A 15,922-nucleotide genomic window follows, 5' to 3' on the forward strand; every position below is an offset into this window, starting at 1 on the left:
CCATCAGCCCTCCTGCACGGTCAAATCCGCACTCAGCGTGTCATTGACATGTCTGCCAACCATGATTCGGAACAGACCTGGTTCAACAACCTGCTTATAATCTTGACCGACATATTGAAGCTGTTCGGCGCCTATCGTAAATTCAATCTTTCGTTTTTCTCCAGCCTTCAGAGATATTTTGCGGAAACCCTTCAGTTCACAGGCTGGTCTTGTGTATTTGCTGGCCACATCGCTCACATACAGCTGAACAACTTCGGATCCTTCCCGAGTGCCGCTATTCGTGACGTTGACGGTGACAACTGCCGTTTCGCCGATTCCAATGACATCCGAGGATAGCTGGATATCCGAATAACTGAATTCGGTGTAACTAAGCCCATACCCAAACGGATAACGCGGCTGGGAATCTTCTTCGAGGTAACGCTTGCCGCGCGACCGCTTGCCGTTGTAATAAACCGGAAGCTGTCCGACATCTTTTGGGATTGACAAGGTTAGCTTCCCGGACGGATTCACATCCCCGAACAGGATGTCGGCAATCGCATGTCCGCCCTCCTGACCCGGGTACCACGCTTCCAGAATGGCATCGGCATGGTTGTCGATCCACGGTTCCGCAATCGGCCGGCCGTTGATATACACAACGATCATCCGCTTGCCAAGCTTATGAATCTCTTGGGCCATTTCCAATTGAACGCCGGATAGCTGCAGCGTCATCCGGTCGATGCCTTCGCCGCAGTCCATGTCGCTTAAAGCGTCGTCCGTGACCTTCGAAGCCCCTGTGCGCAAATCGATCGTTCCTTCGCCGAAATCGCGGGCGCTGGAGCCGCCCAGCACCAACACCACGGTATCGGCCTGATCCGCACAAGCTAATGCGAATTCAAAACCCTCCCTGGAATCGTCCTTAATACGGCAGCCCGGAGCATACAATACATGGTCTGGAACATCCCCCAGCTTGGCACGAACCCCATCCAGCACCGTGACCACGCTTGCTGGCGGCTGTGGTGATGTATAGTCCCCAAGCTGATTGTATCCCTGATCGGCATTAGGTCCAATGACAGCAATCACGCCCCCGTCCTTCGGTAACGGCAGGGCCTTTCCTTCATTCTTAAGCAGCACGATGCCTTCTGCCGCAAGCTGTCTGGCAAGTTCTACGTGCTGTTCGCTGCCAATCACTTCCTCGGCGATCTGTGGTTCAACGTATGGACTCTCAAATAAACCGAGTTTAAATTTCAAAGTCAATACGCGGCGAACGGCTTCATCCAGAACGGAGGCCTCCAGCTTGTTTTGCTCGATTGCCGTTTGCAGATATTTCCCAAACATCTCACCCGACATCTCCATATCGATACCGGCCGATAGAGCCTGAACAGCGGCATCCATTCCGTCTTCTGCCGTATCATGGCCGCTGGCCAGCATGTCGATGGCACCACAGTCGGTGATCACCATGCCGTCAAAGCCCCACTCCTTGCGGAGAATGTCGCCTAACAGCTCCGTATTTACGGTGCAAGGCACGCCATCGATCTCGTTATAAGCCGGCATAATGGAGGCAGCTCCCGCTTCCACGGCCTTCCGAAACGGCAGCATATCCACTTCCATCAGCTCACGGGTCCCCATGTGCACAGGTCCCGCATTCCTTCCGCCTTCAGAGCTGCCATAACCTACGAAATGCTTCAGCGTTGCTGCAACACTGCTCGGACTGTCCAAAGACTCGCCTTGAAGGCCTTCAACCGATGCGACTGCATATTCACTGATCAGGTAGGGGTCTTCGCCAAAACATTCCTCGGTACGTCCCCATCTGGGATCGCGTACAACGTCCAAGACCGGGGAATAGGTCACAGCACCGCCCTGACTGCGCGTCTCAAGCGCAACGGCGCGGCACATATCCCGGTATAACTCCACATTCCATGTGCTTCCGATTGAGAGCGGTACCGGAAACACCGTGCCGCCAATGGCCATATGACCATGCGAGCATTCCTCCCCGATGAGAATCGGAATGCCGAGACGGGAATTCTCGATTGCATACCGCTGAATTTGATTAACGGCTTCCGCTCCTTCACGTGGAGAAAGACCGGTTTCAAGTGTTACACCGGTCCATGGATCGGCGCGAAGGGTCCCGTACAGGGAGCCGACGCCGCCATCTTTCACTTGCTCTTTAAATGAATCCGCTAAGGTAATCCGGCCTTCCTTCACCTCATAGGTCTTCCAGCCGAACGGCTGGACCAACTGGCCCACCTTCTCCTTCGTTGTCATAAGGCCAAGAAGATGTTCCACTCTTTCCGCAATGGGTTTACTGGAATCTTGATAAGTCATCTCATACCCTCCGGTACATGAAGAATTTATTCTTTAACCGCGCCGATGGTCAGACCTTGAATGAAATAGCGCTGGAAGAAAGGATAGGCCAGAATAATCGGCCCGGTTGCCAGAACGACCATGGCCATCCGTGACGTATCCTGCGGCATGCTCTGAAGAGCGGCCATGCTAAGAGATGAATTCTGAGAATTCTGCAGGATGAACTGCATGCTGGTCTCAATCCGCATCAGCATGGATTGCAGTGGAACCAGGTTGGGATCATCAATATAGAGAAGTGCATTAAACCAGTCGTTCCAGTAGCCGAGGGTGCTAAACAGTCCGATGGTTGCCAGACCCGGCAGGGAAAGCGGCAATACCAGCTTGTAGAATATTTTAAATTCACTCGCGCCGTCGATTTTACCGGATTCAATGATGGCATCCGGAACACTCGTGCTGTAGAAGGTTCGAAGAATCATAATATAGAAGGCATTAACCGCCAGTGGCAGGATCAGAGCCCAGATCGAATCCTTCAAGCCGAGCAGTTGCGTTGCTACGATATAAGTCGGCACCAAACCGCCGTTAAACAGCATCGTGAAAAATGCAAAGAACGAGAAGAAATTACGATATCTGAACCCTTTGCGGGAGACCGCATAAGCGTACAGCGAAATAATAAACAAACTAATCAGCGTACCTACAACCGTCACAAAAATCGTAACGCCGTACGAACGAAGAAGTGTATCCCCGGTTTGGAATACATATTTATAAGCCTCAAGGCTCCATTTTTCCGGCCAGATCTGATATCCGTTGCGGGCCAGAGAACCTTCATCTGTAAATGAGATGATCATCACGAATAAGAACGGAAATACACACAGGAACGAGAAAATACCGGCTATCAGGTTGAATACGACATTCCACCCGGATGAAAGCTCATGGAAATCTTTCATCTTGCTTTTCGATTTGAACACATCACATACCCCCTTCTTGGTAGATTGATCGATTAGAACAAAGCGTTATCCTTGTCATATTTACGCACGATGTAGTTGGATACCATAACCAGGATAAAGCCGACTACCGACTGGTACAGTCCTGCAGCGGTACTCATTCCGATTTCGCCTGTTGTTTTCAGACCACGGTATACATAGGTATCGATAACATTCGTTACAGAATACAACGTTCCCGAATCCCTTGGCACTTGATAGAACAGACCAAAGTCAGCGTAGAAGATTTTACCGATCGCAAGAAGAGTTAAGATTGTCATCAGCGGTTTCAGCATCGGAAGGGTAATGGCTTTAATCTGCTGCCATTTGTTCGCTCCGTCAATCATTGCCGCCTCGTACAAGGATCTGTCGATCCCCATAATCGCTGCCAGATAGACAACGCTGTTGTAACCTACGGATTTCCACAAGCTGATCAGCGTCAGGAATATCGGCCAGTACTTGGCCTCGGAATACCACTGAACCGGCTCCATCCCGAACCAGCCCAGGATTTGATTCAGCATCCCCTTGTCCATGCTCAGGAAACTGAAAGCAAAATAACCTACAATAACCCAAGATAAGAAATACGGCAAGAACATCCCGGTTTGATAGATTTTGGCCAATTTCTTGTTCACGATTTCAGACAATACGATAGCCAGTGCCACGGAAAGAACGAGACCGAGAATAATAAACACAAAATTATAAAGCACGGTATTGCGGGTAATGATGTAAGCATCGTTGGTACTGAACAGGAACTTAAAGTTTTGGAAGCCTACCCATTCACTATTAACGATGCTTGCCCAGAAGCCGTCCCGGCTAAAGCGGTATTCCTTAAATGCAATGATCGTCCCGAACATAGGCAAATATGAGAATAAGAGAAACCATAGGGTCCCCGGTAAAACCATGAACAGCATGGCCTTATTCGTCATAATATTTTTGAAAAACTGTCCGATTGCTCTCACGCTTACCCCTCCTCGTGAAGTATATGAATGAACAAAAGAAGGGCGGTGAACATCCGCCGCCCCGTCCTTGTTCATGCTGAAGCGGTATCTTTGCCCATAGTGGACATGCGGACTGCTTCATGCATTGTTATTACTTGCTTGCTTTCCAAGCATCAATTTGGCTTTGTGCTTCAGCCATGATCTTGTCCAGGCCAGCAGCTTTCAGCTTTTCATTCGCTTTTGGCAGGAACTCTTCCGGATTCACGGTACCTGTCATCAGCGGTGCCCAGAACTCTTCTTTTACGTTATTGACTGCAGCGAGCTCTGTGGATACTTTGGTTGGATCGAAGTTGAAACCGAGCAGCGGAGCAGGCTTGCCGGACTCGTTAAACTTCTTGAACTCTTCCCATTTGTTCTCGGGATCTTCAGGATTCAAGTACGTCAGCATAACATTCCCAAGTGCGAAGGTAGGCATGTCGTAGTTTTTCGATTCTGGCAAGTTTTCCATTACATTCTCGCTAAGCTTCTTGTAATGCACGTCTTCGATACCGGAGTCAACCAGGTTGCGAAGATATACGTCCGTGTTCAGCAAGTTCAGGAATTCCATCGCTTTCTCAGGGTACTTCGAGTTAGCCGAGATCGCTTGCATGGAACCCATAACCGACCAGTTAAAGATGTTGGCATCGCCAGCCGGCGTAGATACGACCGGATAGCCATAGCTTTGGCTCCACAGATTGTCTGCGAACGGCTGTGTTGCCGCACGATCCGCAAACCAGTTGCCGGATGTCATCAGGTCTTGCGTCGAAGTTGTTGTAGCTGCTTCTGGGGAGATATATCCCGCTTTGTAATACTTGTTCATCAATTTGAGCATGTCCATCGTTTCTGGCATTTCGAGGAAGTTCACAACTTTTAATTCTTCCTTGTCATCCAGGTATACAGCCATTGGCATCTTTTCGATGATGTAATCAAACGGAAGCAGCGGGCCGAAATCCTTGCTTACGGCCAATGGAACAACGTTTGGTTCATTTTCCTTAATCGTTTTGAGCAGCGGCTCCAGGCTTTCCATCGATTTCACGCCTGAAATATCGAGATTGTATTTATCAAGCAGCGTTTTATTAAAGCGCCATGCTTCTTGAGCAGGAAGCTCTTTATTTGCCGGAATTGCGTAATTGTGTCCGTCTACCTTGGAACCTTCCAGGAACGCCGGATCAATTGCGTCTTTAATGCCTTGTCCATGGCTTTCGATCAGTGCATCCAATTCCATGAATGCGCCTTTACGTGCATTTTGCACATAATCGAACGCCCATGAGCTTGTGAAGAGGATGTCCATCGGTTCGCCGGAAGCTGCCATTACCTGCATCTTCTGGTTGTAGTCACCGAAGTCGATCATTTTCATGTCAACGGTTACACCAATCTTCTCAGTTGTGTATTTATTGATTTCCTCTTCAACCTTGTCAACATCCTTTTGAGGTGTTCCGATCGTGTACCAGATCAGCTCTACCGGTTTCTCGGCAGTTCCCCCGCCATTTCCTGCACTCTCTTCCTTATTGCCTCCACATGCTGACAGCAGCATGGATGCGGACAAAAGAAGCGTAAGCGGCAGAAGCCATTTCTTTTTCGATTTACTCATGTTTATCCTCCCTTTTGAATCCTTGTGTCTCTACACCTATAAGGTTATCTGATGAAAGCAGTTTCACATAGGCGAAAAATTAAAGGAATTATGGTGAAAATAAAGAAAAAAACTCTGATTAAATCAATCAGAGCATTCCTCTAAAGTCTCTTGGCGATACGCCGACAAACTTTTTGAACTGTTTATAGAAATAACCCGTTTCCCAGTAACCTACATTTTTTGCGATATCTTGAACTTTGGCAGAGGAGTTTCGCAGTAGTTCTTTGGCTCTATCGATGCGGTACCTGTTAATATACTCCGTAAAACTCTCTCCCGTTTCTTTATGAAAGAGATGCCCAAGATACACGGGATGAATATGGTATTGGGCACCTAACACCTTCAATGACAAATCCTCGTTAAAATGCTGCTGGATATGGTGCAAAATCTGCTGAATGACAGGGCTCTTCACGTCATTGTTGAGCGAGTCAACCAGACCGCCGACCCCTTCTTTCACGGCCGTAATCAAGTCGTCTATCGATATGGACTCCATAATATCGGTAATCGTGTTTTTTACAAAATCGGGGGCAGCCGTGTATTGAATATCGTTAAGCTCCAGCTTCAGGCGAACAACCATCTCAACCGCGACACTCTTCAGTATCGTTGGGGTCATGCCCTGCGTGTGGCGAAGCCGGTCAAAATCGCTGTCGATCAGCTCAAACAGCCCCTGCTTGTCCCTGCCAGCGATGCCTTTTGCATACTCAGGCCACTGGACCGTGTAGGATTCCGCGGCTTCGCCCTTCTTCGCCTGAACATCAACATAATCCACGTAGGAGGGCTGCTCCAGCACGAGATAGTATTCCTGTGCCTCCTTCGCATGGAGATAGCTATCCTTATAATTTCCTCCGAGGCTCTCTATGCTCCCAAGCGATATGCACAGCTCCTCTTCATAACACTGCTCGCGCACCTGCTGCAGGAGCCTGATCGCCCTCGCCTTTTCCGTATCCGGCTCCCTCATCATAAATATCACCACATGGTCGCCGTCATTGTCCCGGAAATACATAACGCCCTGCTCCTGCTCCATCAATTGATACAGACAGCTCTCAAGCGGCGTGAAATCAGCTCGCAGTATGGATGCCATGACATAGGGCAGATTCAGGTTCAGCCCCAGAAGATTAGCGCGTTCCTCCAGCTCCTCCGGCTCAATCCGGTCCGTGATCCAGCGGTATAGAATATTGCTTCGCAGAATGTTAATGTCGTATTCGTCCAGTCTCATTTCTCTCTTGGCATTGTTCATCTTATCGGTCGTACTGGCAATGGTCTCTTCCAGTTCCTTCAGATTGATCGGCTTGAGCAAATAATTCTCGATCCCGAGACGCATACCTTCCTTCAAATAGGCAAAATCGTCAAAGCCGCTGAGGATGATCACCTTCAGATTGCGGTTCAGCTTGCGTGCGCCTTCTATCAATTCAAGTCCTGTCATCACAGGCATTGATATATCCGTTATGAGGATATCAACGGGGACGACCGCCATCTTCTCCAATGCCTGGCGACCGTTTCCTGCGTGACCCACCACCTCAATGCCATACTTGGACCAATCCACGACATCTACCAATCCTTCTATAATGAACGGTTCATCATCCACGATAAATACCTTATACATTGTTATCCAACTTCCCTTCTGTCACCGGAAATCTGACGGTCACCGTCGTTCCGTTACCCGGCTCACTCTCGATGTCCATCCCGTAAGAACTTCCAAACGTCAGCTTTAACCGTTCATTCACACTTCGCAGCCCAAAGGATTCTCCGTTGGACTCAGCCATCTGCAGTCTTGCACGGATATCCTCAAGCCGCTTTGGTTCGATTCCCTTCCCGTTATCCTTGATCACAATGCAGACCTCACCGTCCTGCTGCGTAGCGGTGATCGATAGCCAGTTATCATCCTGGTCGCTCCGCAATCCATGTACAATATAGTTCTCAATGAGCGGCTGTAGCGACATTTTCATCATCGGCACACTCTTGATTGGTTCCTCGCAGAACATTTTATAAATATACTTGTCCTTATAGCGAATACGGAACAGTTCCAGATAGAGCCGGCAAGCTTCCAGCTCATCCTTCAACGTGTAGTTGGACTTGCGCTGTACGATATTCTTAAACAGCATCGATAAGCTGTAGATCATATCACCAACATCCTGAGCGCCCTGAGAGAGAGCTCTCATTCGTATCACTTCAAGCGTATTATATAGAAAATGCGGGTTAATTCTGGCCTGCAGCGCGGACAGCTCCGCGTTCTTCTGGTTGATCTCCGCTTTATATACCTTATCGATATATCGTGTCAGCTCATCCAGCATTTCATTAAAGCTGCCGGCAATTTGCCCCAGCTGATCCTCCTTGGTATCCTGCATCCGGGCAACAAACTCGCCCTTCTCCACCTTGCGCATGAATCGGATGATGTTATCGGTCCGCTTGGAGTAGTTCACAATCATCAGGGCCGGAATGGAAACGGCAACAACAATGCATAACAAGGCTGCAATAATAATCGTGCTCTGCAAGCCATGCAGGGATTCCGCAACCTCGCGCTTCGGAGTAATCCCTACCACCGTATAGCCCGCCTGATTGTGAGCCGATATGGTTACATACGACTCCTCGTCCAAGAATACGGTTTCTTTGGAATTGAGCAGCCGCTCCGCATACGGATACTTCTCTCCATAATATCTGCCACCAGAATCAAACATTACGCTGCCATCACCCGATAGGACCATTACAGATCCCTTCATCTCATCCTCGCTGCTGTTCAGCACGGTTGCGAGCGCTTCCGTCCGGAATAAAACAAGCAGCTGCCCCAGATTCTTGTAGGTGGTCATATCATTGATCGGACTCCGTATCGAGAATAGCGGTACAGCGGCATCTCCAGCCAGCTTGCGAACCCAGAAATTCGGCAGTGTGACGCTCTGGCTTTCCATGGCCATAACATCGGGTATGTAAGAATGCGTAGCGTTCGCCTGATAGAGCCGGGTCATGCTGCCCTGTTTATATACATACACATACTGCTTCTCGGCACTGTACAGCATAATATTCTCAATATCCGGATCATCATCCAGCCGCTGCTTAAAGTATGCAAGCACACTGTCCGTATTGGACTGTCCGCTGCCCACAATCCGGTTCATCCGCTTGGCAATATATTCATTAAACGAGTTCATGAGAAAGTAGGAGGTGTCAAGGCCAAGGGAACCATTGCGATACAAGTCATTCACGTAGGACTGTACATTCTCATATTTTTGATTAACGTGCCGCTCCACCCGTTCAACTCCGCTGCGCTGGATATCCAGTTCGCTGCGAACAGCGGATTGAAACAAGAAATAATACATTAGAAAAGATAAAGTTACGATGGTGACCACCGCAATCAGGGAAATCAAGAGCAGCATTTTGGTAAACATATTATTTTTGATGTATTTTTGATAAAACCCAACAGGAGACATCGGTTATCCCCTTCCTGATGTAAAGCTTTTCATTATTAAATATAACATCGACCCGCCCTTATCAACGGATGAAATTTCTTCCAAACCGTGAAGGTGCAATCTGCCTATTTTAGGCCGATTCTGGGTCGAATGCCTTCCCCGATTCATAACATGGATGAAAAAGGAGGTGGATGATGATGCCCAAGTACCGCATCATTGTCGATGTGGCCAACTATCAGCTGCATTTGCTGGACGGTGACGCCGTGGTACATACGTACCCGATTGCTGTAGGCAAAATGGCCACGCAGACCCCTCCCGGCAATTACACAATCGTCACCAAAGAGCCCAATCCAGGCGGACCATTCGGAGCTTATTGGTTAGGTTTGTCCAAACCGCACTACGGCATCCATGGCACGAATGATCCTTCATCCATCGGCAGATCCGTTTCCCATGGCTGCATTCGGATGTACAATGAGGATGTTGTGCAGCTTGCTTCGCTCGTACCCCTGCATACCCAGGTCACCATACGAAACTAATAACATAGACTGGTGATTTCAAATCCCTCCAAATTGGTTAAATACAAATGTTATATGGTACTTACGTATTTACCTATTCGTTGTTATGGAGGGATTGCCCATGATGCAGAGCAAATATTTCAGGACATGCTTCGGTATAATCGCGCTGCTCTTAATCATTTATCTAGGATCCGAGATCAGCTTTTTGTTCCGCCCAATCGTCTCCATGTTCAACATGTTGATTGTTCCTGTCGCGATGGCCGGCTTCTTCTATTACCTGCTTCGGCCAATTGTCGATTACCTGGAACGCCAGAAAATCAAACGCTCCATTGGCGTCTTGATGCTGTATTTCGTGTTTGCCGGACTCTGTGCGATCTTTGGCATCGTGGTGTGGCCGACACTTCGGGAACAGATGGAGACTTTCATAAGCAACGCCCCTTTCCTAGTGGAGGGCGTCCAGGAACAGATTGACCAGCTGCAGCAGAATCCGTACTGGTCCCGCTTCATACCAACCGAATCAGAGTTGACCACTTCGCTCACGGAATATATGAATCGTATCATTACCTGGATTAGCAACTCCATCAACAACCTGATTACCGTTGTATCCGGTGTTGTTGTCATTATTGCTACGATTCCCATCATTCTGTACTACATGCTCAAGGAGGGCAACAAGCTGCCGCCAAGATTGCTCAGCGTTCTGCCTAGACGATTCCGCCGTGACGGTCAGGAAGTGCTGGGTGAGATTGATTCCGCACTCAGCAATTTTATTATCGGCAAAGTCATCCTTAATCTTATACTTAGCGTTCTGATTTATATCGGATTTTTAATTATTGGACTGCCCTATTCCTTGCTGTTAACCGTGATCTCCTTCTTCTTGAATTTCATTCCGTATATCGGTGCGCTGCTTGCAACCATCCCTGTCGTTATCGTCGGGTTCATTGAAGCTCCGTCCATCGCCATATGGTCTGTCGTAGTCATTGTGATCGCACAGCAAATTCAAGATAATATTCTGACCCCCGTAATCTATGGCAAACAGCTCGATATTCACCCTCTCACCACGGTGGTCCTTATTCTGGTAGGTGGAGATTTCTTCGGACTCCTCGGTATCCTGCTCGCTATTCCTGCCTATATGATCATTAAAATTCTCGTGGTGCGGATCTACGAACTCTTCCTTGCTGAAAAAGTAGAGGAGGCTTAAACGCTTCAAGGAATTCTGCTTATCCTTCATTCAAACAAAAAAAGGATGTCCCCGCCAACTTTACGATGGCTGCTGGGGACATCCTTTATTCAAATAATTACGCATTGCCCCGCAAGGACCGAACGACAAAATAATGCTCGTCCTTACGCAAAATCATTCCATTTGACAGCGTGACCGTTTCCTCATCATGAGAAGCAAGAACGGCCTGAGAGGAGACCAATTGATTGCCCCTCCATACCATCACACAAGATCCAAAGTAGACTGCATTATCAAATTGAATCGTATGATTCACGACATAACCGATAGAGTTTAGAGCCGGAGAAGAATTTCTCGGCATTATTCTATGAATGGAGCGAAACGGGATGACAAGCTCCCCCGGGCCAAGAATGACCTTCTCCTGAATGGGGTCCCATGATTTCAACACACCTTCAACCGTGCTTTTCGCCCCGTCTAAACGCTGAATGACAACATGACGACCGATCCAATGCTTCATGAAGGTCACCTCTCGCGGATTATTCAACTCCATCGCCCGATGTGCTTGGGATGTCCCAATTCACCGGATCCATACCCTTTTGCATTAAATAAGCATTCGATGCTGAAAATGGACGACTGCCGAAAAAACCTTTGTGCGCTGCAAATGGACTCGGATGACTGGACTCAAGCACCTTGTGCCGACTTCGGTCTATGAAAGAACCCTTCTTCTGTGCGTAACTGCCCCATAATATAAACACCATTGGCTGATCGCGTTCATTCAGCTTTGCAATAACGGTATCCGTGAATCGCTCCCACCCGATTCCTTTATGCGAATTGGGCTCACCTTCGCGTACCGTAAGAACCGCATTAAGCAGCAGCACCCCCTGATCAGCCCATGACTGTAAAGAGCCATGGTGCGGAACAGGTACACCCAAATCGGATGCCAGCTCCTTATGTATATTGCGCAGAGACGGAGGAATCGTAACTCCGGGTGAAACGGAAAAGCTTAATCCCTGTGCCTGCTTTCGTCCGTGATAGGGATCTTGTCCCAAAATAACGACTTTTGTGGATTCATACGATGTTTGGTGAAGAGCTCGAAATATATCTTCCTTAGGAGGATACACCGTGCTGCGCCGGTATTCCTCGTCCACCCGTTCCATCAACGCTTCAAAATAAGGCTTATCCATCTCTCCGTTCAGGATAACGTCCCAATCATTGTTAAACATCCGCATCTCTCCCCCCCTCCTCCTCACACAGGTCAGCGTGGAATTATAAAAGAATGCGATTTTTATAGAAAGGACTTTAACGTCTTCCATTCCGTTTGTTCCGATAATAGCCTTCGTCAAAAAAATTGACCTCTTGTCAATTTAAAAAATAAGCCGGCACCCATACAGGGGGCCGACTTATTTTGCATCTTACCAGACGCTGTTATAATGCCGAGGACGGGGGTCGAACCCGTACGGTAGTCACCTACCGCAGGATTTTAAGTCCTGTGCGTCTGCCAATTCCGCCACCCCGGCATATTTTATCTTAGATTCGCTCTATTCAAATCACCATATGGGATTCATACCGATTAACGGAAAATTTTGCGATTCTTTTCGTTCTGGCGACAAAATCGATAATACCATGTCTAACCATATGATGTCAATATATGAAACTCATATTTTTTCGCATCACCCTGAATGCGATCCCCCATTTTTCTCGATTGCCCCGAGTCGCTGCTCTAATTCATCGATTCGATCGCGCTGCTCCGTTATGTCCGATGCTTTACCGGAAGCCTTTACCTTTGCCCAATCCACCACCCCCTGGTAGCGGCTCACGTCAATCCCTTGGGCATTCGAACGATTACGTGATTGCATCTGGATCACTCCTTTCTACCATTACATGCTCTGCATGCGGAGCATGCTTGTGCCGATCGGTGTTTAATGTCGAACGGCGTCTGAGCCAGACATTAGGAATAATTTTACCGTGTTCACCAAATGATAAATAAGCTTGCATGTCACATGCCAAGACTAGAACAGCAGAGAAAAGGATAATGATCACCATGAAAAAGCTCTCAACTGTTATATGGCTTACTCTCTCCCTCTCCCTGTGCCTTAACGAGCATGTTGATGCAGATCATGTGCCGTCTGCTTCCAAGGGAAGAGACTACTATGAGGAACGCGGAGAGATCGTATGGGAAGTGCCCACACCCAGCAAAGTGATTGCCCTCACCTTTGATGATGGTCCGGATGCACATACGACCGTTGAAATTCTGGATCTGTTAAAACAATATGGCGCAAAGGCGACTTTCTTTGTTGTGGGCAACCGGGTGGAGAAACACCCCGATATCGTGGCACGTGAGCTTCACGAAGGGCATGAAATAGGAAACCACTCCTACACTCATCCTTCCTTCCACAATATCAACGCCAGCAAATTAACCAGTGAACTGAACCGGACCCAGGAAGCGATTTTCAAAGCGACAGGCAGTAAAACCGTATTGTTCCGCCCGCCCGGTGGAAGTTACAATGAATCCATTGTAAGGACAAGCAAGGATATCGGTATGCTGACCGTATTGTGGTCATGGCACCAGGATACGCTGGATTGGCGAAAGCCCGGCGTCAACCGGATCGTCAAAAAGGTTCTGGATAACGCGCACAATGGAGACATCGTGCTCATGCACGATTTTGTCCCGACCAGTACACAGACGGTGGAGGCGCTCAGCGTGATTTTGCCGGAGCTGCAAAAGCGTGGCTTCACATTTGTTACTGTATCCGAGCTGCTCTCCTATCATGATAAATCGCATAAGTTTATTGAAGTAAACCACTGATTCATCCCATTGCAATGCTAAAATAACCGCTACCTGCAGGAGGTAACGGTTATTTTTTATCAGCTGATTTCTCGCTATTTCGGACATTCAAACTCCCACTTGAATATTTTAAATCCATTTGATAAGATACAGAACGAACGTTCAGTATAGAAAAATAATGACAATATCTATACGTATAAGGGGGGCGCTAATGAACAAAAAACAACAGCAGAGCGAAGACACCAAGCGGCGCATCGCTGAAGCGGCCAAAGCCCTCATTATGCAAAAAGGATACAAGTCGACCTCGATTGAGGAAATCGTAGAAGCAACAGGAAGCAGTAAGGGTAACATTTACTACCACTTCAAAAGCAAGGAAGGGCTGTTTCTGTATCTCATCGAGGAATGGGATCTGGAATGGGAGCAAAAGTGGAGCAGCAAAGAACATCAATATACCACCATCACGGACAAATTGTACGGCATCGCTGATCAATTGGTGTTTGATGATTTGAACCACCCGTTCTCCAAAGCACTGGATGAATTTCTGAACAGCAACGAGAGTATGAGCGAGGATGTGGAACAGCGGATTACCCAGATCATTCGGAATCGACTCGAATTTAATCAGAAATTGCTGCAGCAAGGGATTGATCAGGGTGAATTTGAGAACCATAACGTGGAGCATCTCTCGATTATATTTGAAAGCTTGATCGCGGGTTTAAGCCAGATGTCTCAAATGGCTAAGCTCGACAATGTGCTCGCGCTTTATCATTCCGCCATTCGTGTGCTCTTGTATGGTATCGCCAAGAAACCTGGCATGAATAACGGCAGATAAACTTTCCATTTTTTGTGGAATGTTACAAACCGAACGTTCAGTATGCAATTATATAAACATGTAAATCACGACAACACGTTGGATCGTCATTTATTTTTGGAGGAATCATCATGTCATTACTGCTGCGTAATAATGGAGCGATCCTGCTCCTCATGTTCAATATATTTTTAGTCTTTACCGGTATCGGTCTGGTCATACCCATTATGCCCACCTATATGACGGAGCTTAATATTAACGGCAGTACCGTGGGCATGCTCGTGGCTGCTTTTTCATTAACGCAGCTGCTGTTCTCGCCACTCGCGGGCCGCTTGTCCGACTCCGTAGGACGTAAAAAAATTATCATCTCCGGTATGATTGTATTCGCCTTATCGGAATGGCTGTTCGGGGCTGCCAGCACGCCGACGCTGCTGTTTGCAGCCAGAATGCTTGGCGGCATAGGCGCCGCACTCATCATGCCTGCCATTATGGCCTACACGGCTGACGTGACTTCTAATGAGGAGCGTGCCAGAGGCATGGGCTTCATAAATGCTGCGATTACCACCGGATTCATTATCGGGCCGGGAATCGGGGGTTTCATTGCTGAGTTTGGGATCCGGGTTCCCTTCTATGCAGCCGCGGTCGCGGGCGGTATCGCTGCCTTGGTAACGTTAATTCTGCTGCCCGAATCTTCAGCCAAACAAGAAGCGCCTACCGTACTGGGACGGAAGAAGGAGAGTCTGTTTCTCCAGCTGGCGCGTTCCTTCAGAGAGCCCTATTTCTTAAGTTTGGTCATTGTATTTGTTCTCTCCTTCGGTCTTGCCAATTATGAGACTGTGTTCGGATTGTTCGTGGATCATAAATTCGGTTTTACCCCCAAAGATATTGCCATGATCATAACGTTTGGTTCGATTGCCGGCGCCGTTGTGCAGGCCACAATATTCGGATGGATCCTGAACCGGTTTGGGGAGAAAAGAGTCATCACACTCAGTTTGTTAACCGCGGGGATATGTATACTATTAACTCTGTTTGTGCATAAGTACTGGTTGATATTCCTCGTAACCTTCCTGGTGTTCCTGTCGATTGACATCCTGCGTCCTGCTATCGGTACGCAAATGTCCAAGCTGGCCAAGGACCAACAGGGCTATGTTGCCGGCTTAAACTCCGCTTACACCAGCCTTGGAAATATCGCAGGCCCGCTTGTGGCCGGGTATTTGTTTGACCTGGATATCAATTATCCGTACATCGCTGCCTCCATCGTGCTCATTCTCTGCTTCTTCCTGGCCATGCGTGCCGGCAGAGCCTGGTCCGCTACCGAAGCCGTCATGAATGAACGTTGACGAACAGGGAAACGATCCCCCTACCGCTATATCTTTATAACATG

The 15,922-nt window shown here is 48.1% G+C and carries 14 protein-coding genes and 1 tRNA gene; 5 read left to right on the top strand and 10 right to left on the bottom strand.

The window, feature by feature from the left end; translation table 11 throughout:
• Positions 1 to 3 precede the first annotated feature (3 nt).
• From M2277_RS16895 to M2277_RS16920, 6 genes are all read right to left on the bottom strand, one after another.
• Positions 4 to 2,301 (bottom strand): glycoside hydrolase family 3 N-terminal domain-containing protein, encoded by a 2,298-nt coding sequence (locus M2277_RS16895; RefSeq protein ID WP_063479004.1) that lies wholly within the window; start codon positions 2,299 to 2,301, stop codon positions 4 to 6.
• 26 nt (positions 2,302 to 2,327) lie between these two features.
• Complete coding sequence (locus tag M2277_RS16900; RefSeq protein ID WP_036638029.1) at positions 2,328 to 3,224, bottom strand: carbohydrate ABC transporter permease; 897 nt, start codon at positions 3,222 to 3,224, stop codon at positions 2,328 to 2,330.
• 53 nt (positions 3,225 to 3,277) lie between these two features.
• On the bottom strand, positions 3,278 to 4,207 hold the full coding sequence (locus M2277_RS16905) for an ABC transporter permease (RefSeq protein WP_164481452.1): 930 nt from the start codon (positions 4,205 to 4,207) through the stop codon (positions 3,278 to 3,280).
• Positions 4,208 to 4,346: 139 nt separating this feature from the next.
• Entirely contained in the window at positions 4,347 to 5,825 is a 1,479-nt protein-coding gene (locus M2277_RS16910; RefSeq protein WP_006209136.1) for an ABC transporter substrate-binding protein, read from the bottom strand.
• 127 nt (positions 5,826 to 5,952) lie between these two features.
• Positions 5,953 to 7,464, bottom strand: coding sequence for a response regulator transcription factor (locus M2277_RS16915; protein WP_036637960.1), 1,512 nt, complete (start codon positions 7,462 to 7,464; stop codon positions 5,953 to 5,955).
• Positions 7,457 to 9,280 (bottom strand): cache domain-containing sensor histidine kinase, encoded by a 1,824-nt coding sequence (locus M2277_RS16920; protein WP_063479003.1) that lies wholly within the window; start codon positions 9,278 to 9,280, stop codon positions 7,457 to 7,459. The genes M2277_RS16915 and M2277_RS16920 overlap by 8 nt, the downstream gene beginning before the upstream one ends.
• A gap of 176 nt (positions 9,281 to 9,456) precedes the next feature.
• Between M2277_RS16920 and M2277_RS16925 the strand changes: the two genes are divergently transcribed.
• Positions 9,457 to 9,795 (top strand): L,D-transpeptidase, encoded by a 339-nt coding sequence (locus tag M2277_RS16925; RefSeq protein ID WP_036638025.1) that lies wholly within the window; start codon positions 9,457 to 9,459, stop codon positions 9,793 to 9,795.
• A gap of 100 nt (positions 9,796 to 9,895) precedes the next feature.
• The gene (locus M2277_RS16930) at positions 9,896 to 10,972 is read left to right on the top strand and encodes an AI-2E family transporter (RefSeq protein WP_036637956.1); all 1,077 of its coding nucleotides are present in this window, start codon (positions 9,896 to 9,898) and stop codon (positions 10,970 to 10,972) included.
• 97 nt (positions 10,973 to 11,069) lie between these two features.
• On the opposite strand, the gene M2277_RS16935 is transcribed toward M2277_RS16930, so the two are convergent.
• From M2277_RS16935 to M2277_RS16950, 4 genes are all read right to left on the bottom strand, one after another.
• A complete protein-coding gene (locus M2277_RS16935) occupies positions 11,070 to 11,465 on the bottom strand; it encodes a hypothetical protein (protein ID WP_006209132.1) in 396 nt (131 codons plus the stop codon).
• A gap of 19 nt (positions 11,466 to 11,484) precedes the next feature.
• Positions 11,485 to 12,171, bottom strand: a complete 687-nt coding sequence (locus M2277_RS16940) for a uracil-DNA glycosylase (RefSeq protein ID WP_040680506.1) — start codon at positions 12,169 to 12,171, stop codon at positions 11,485 to 11,487.
• Positions 12,172 to 12,379: 208 nt separating this feature from the next.
• Positions 12,380 to 12,465, bottom strand: a tRNA-Leu gene (locus M2277_RS16945).
• Between the two features lie 153 nt (positions 12,466 to 12,618).
• Entirely contained in the window at positions 12,619 to 12,804 is a 186-nt protein-coding gene (locus tag M2277_RS16950; protein ID WP_280755228.1) for a hypothetical protein, read from the bottom strand.
• Positions 12,805 to 12,989: 185 nt separating this feature from the next.
• Here M2277_RS16950 and M2277_RS16955 point away from each other — a divergent pair, with 185 nt between their 5' ends.
• From M2277_RS16955 to M2277_RS16965, 3 genes are all read left to right on the top strand, one after another.
• Positions 12,990 to 13,754, top strand: a complete 765-nt coding sequence (locus tag M2277_RS16955) for a polysaccharide deacetylase family protein (RefSeq protein WP_036638018.1) — start codon at positions 12,990 to 12,992, stop codon at positions 13,752 to 13,754.
• Positions 13,755 to 13,944: 190 nt separating this feature from the next.
• Positions 13,945 to 14,562, top strand: coding sequence for a TetR/AcrR family transcriptional regulator (locus M2277_RS16960; RefSeq protein ID WP_063479000.1), 618 nt, complete (start codon positions 13,945 to 13,947; stop codon positions 14,560 to 14,562).
• Positions 14,563 to 14,672: 110 nt separating this feature from the next.
• The gene (locus tag M2277_RS16965) at positions 14,673 to 15,878 is read left to right on the top strand and encodes an MFS transporter (RefSeq protein WP_006209127.1); all 1,206 of its coding nucleotides are present in this window, start codon (positions 14,673 to 14,675) and stop codon (positions 15,876 to 15,878) included.
• Positions 15,879 to 15,922 lie beyond the last annotated feature (44 nt).

It is taken from the genome of Paenibacillus sp. LBL, from assembly GCF_029893715.1.
Classification (GTDB): domain Bacteria; phylum Bacillota; class Bacilli; order Paenibacillales; family Paenibacillaceae; genus Paenibacillus_AQ; species Paenibacillus_AQ glucanolyticus.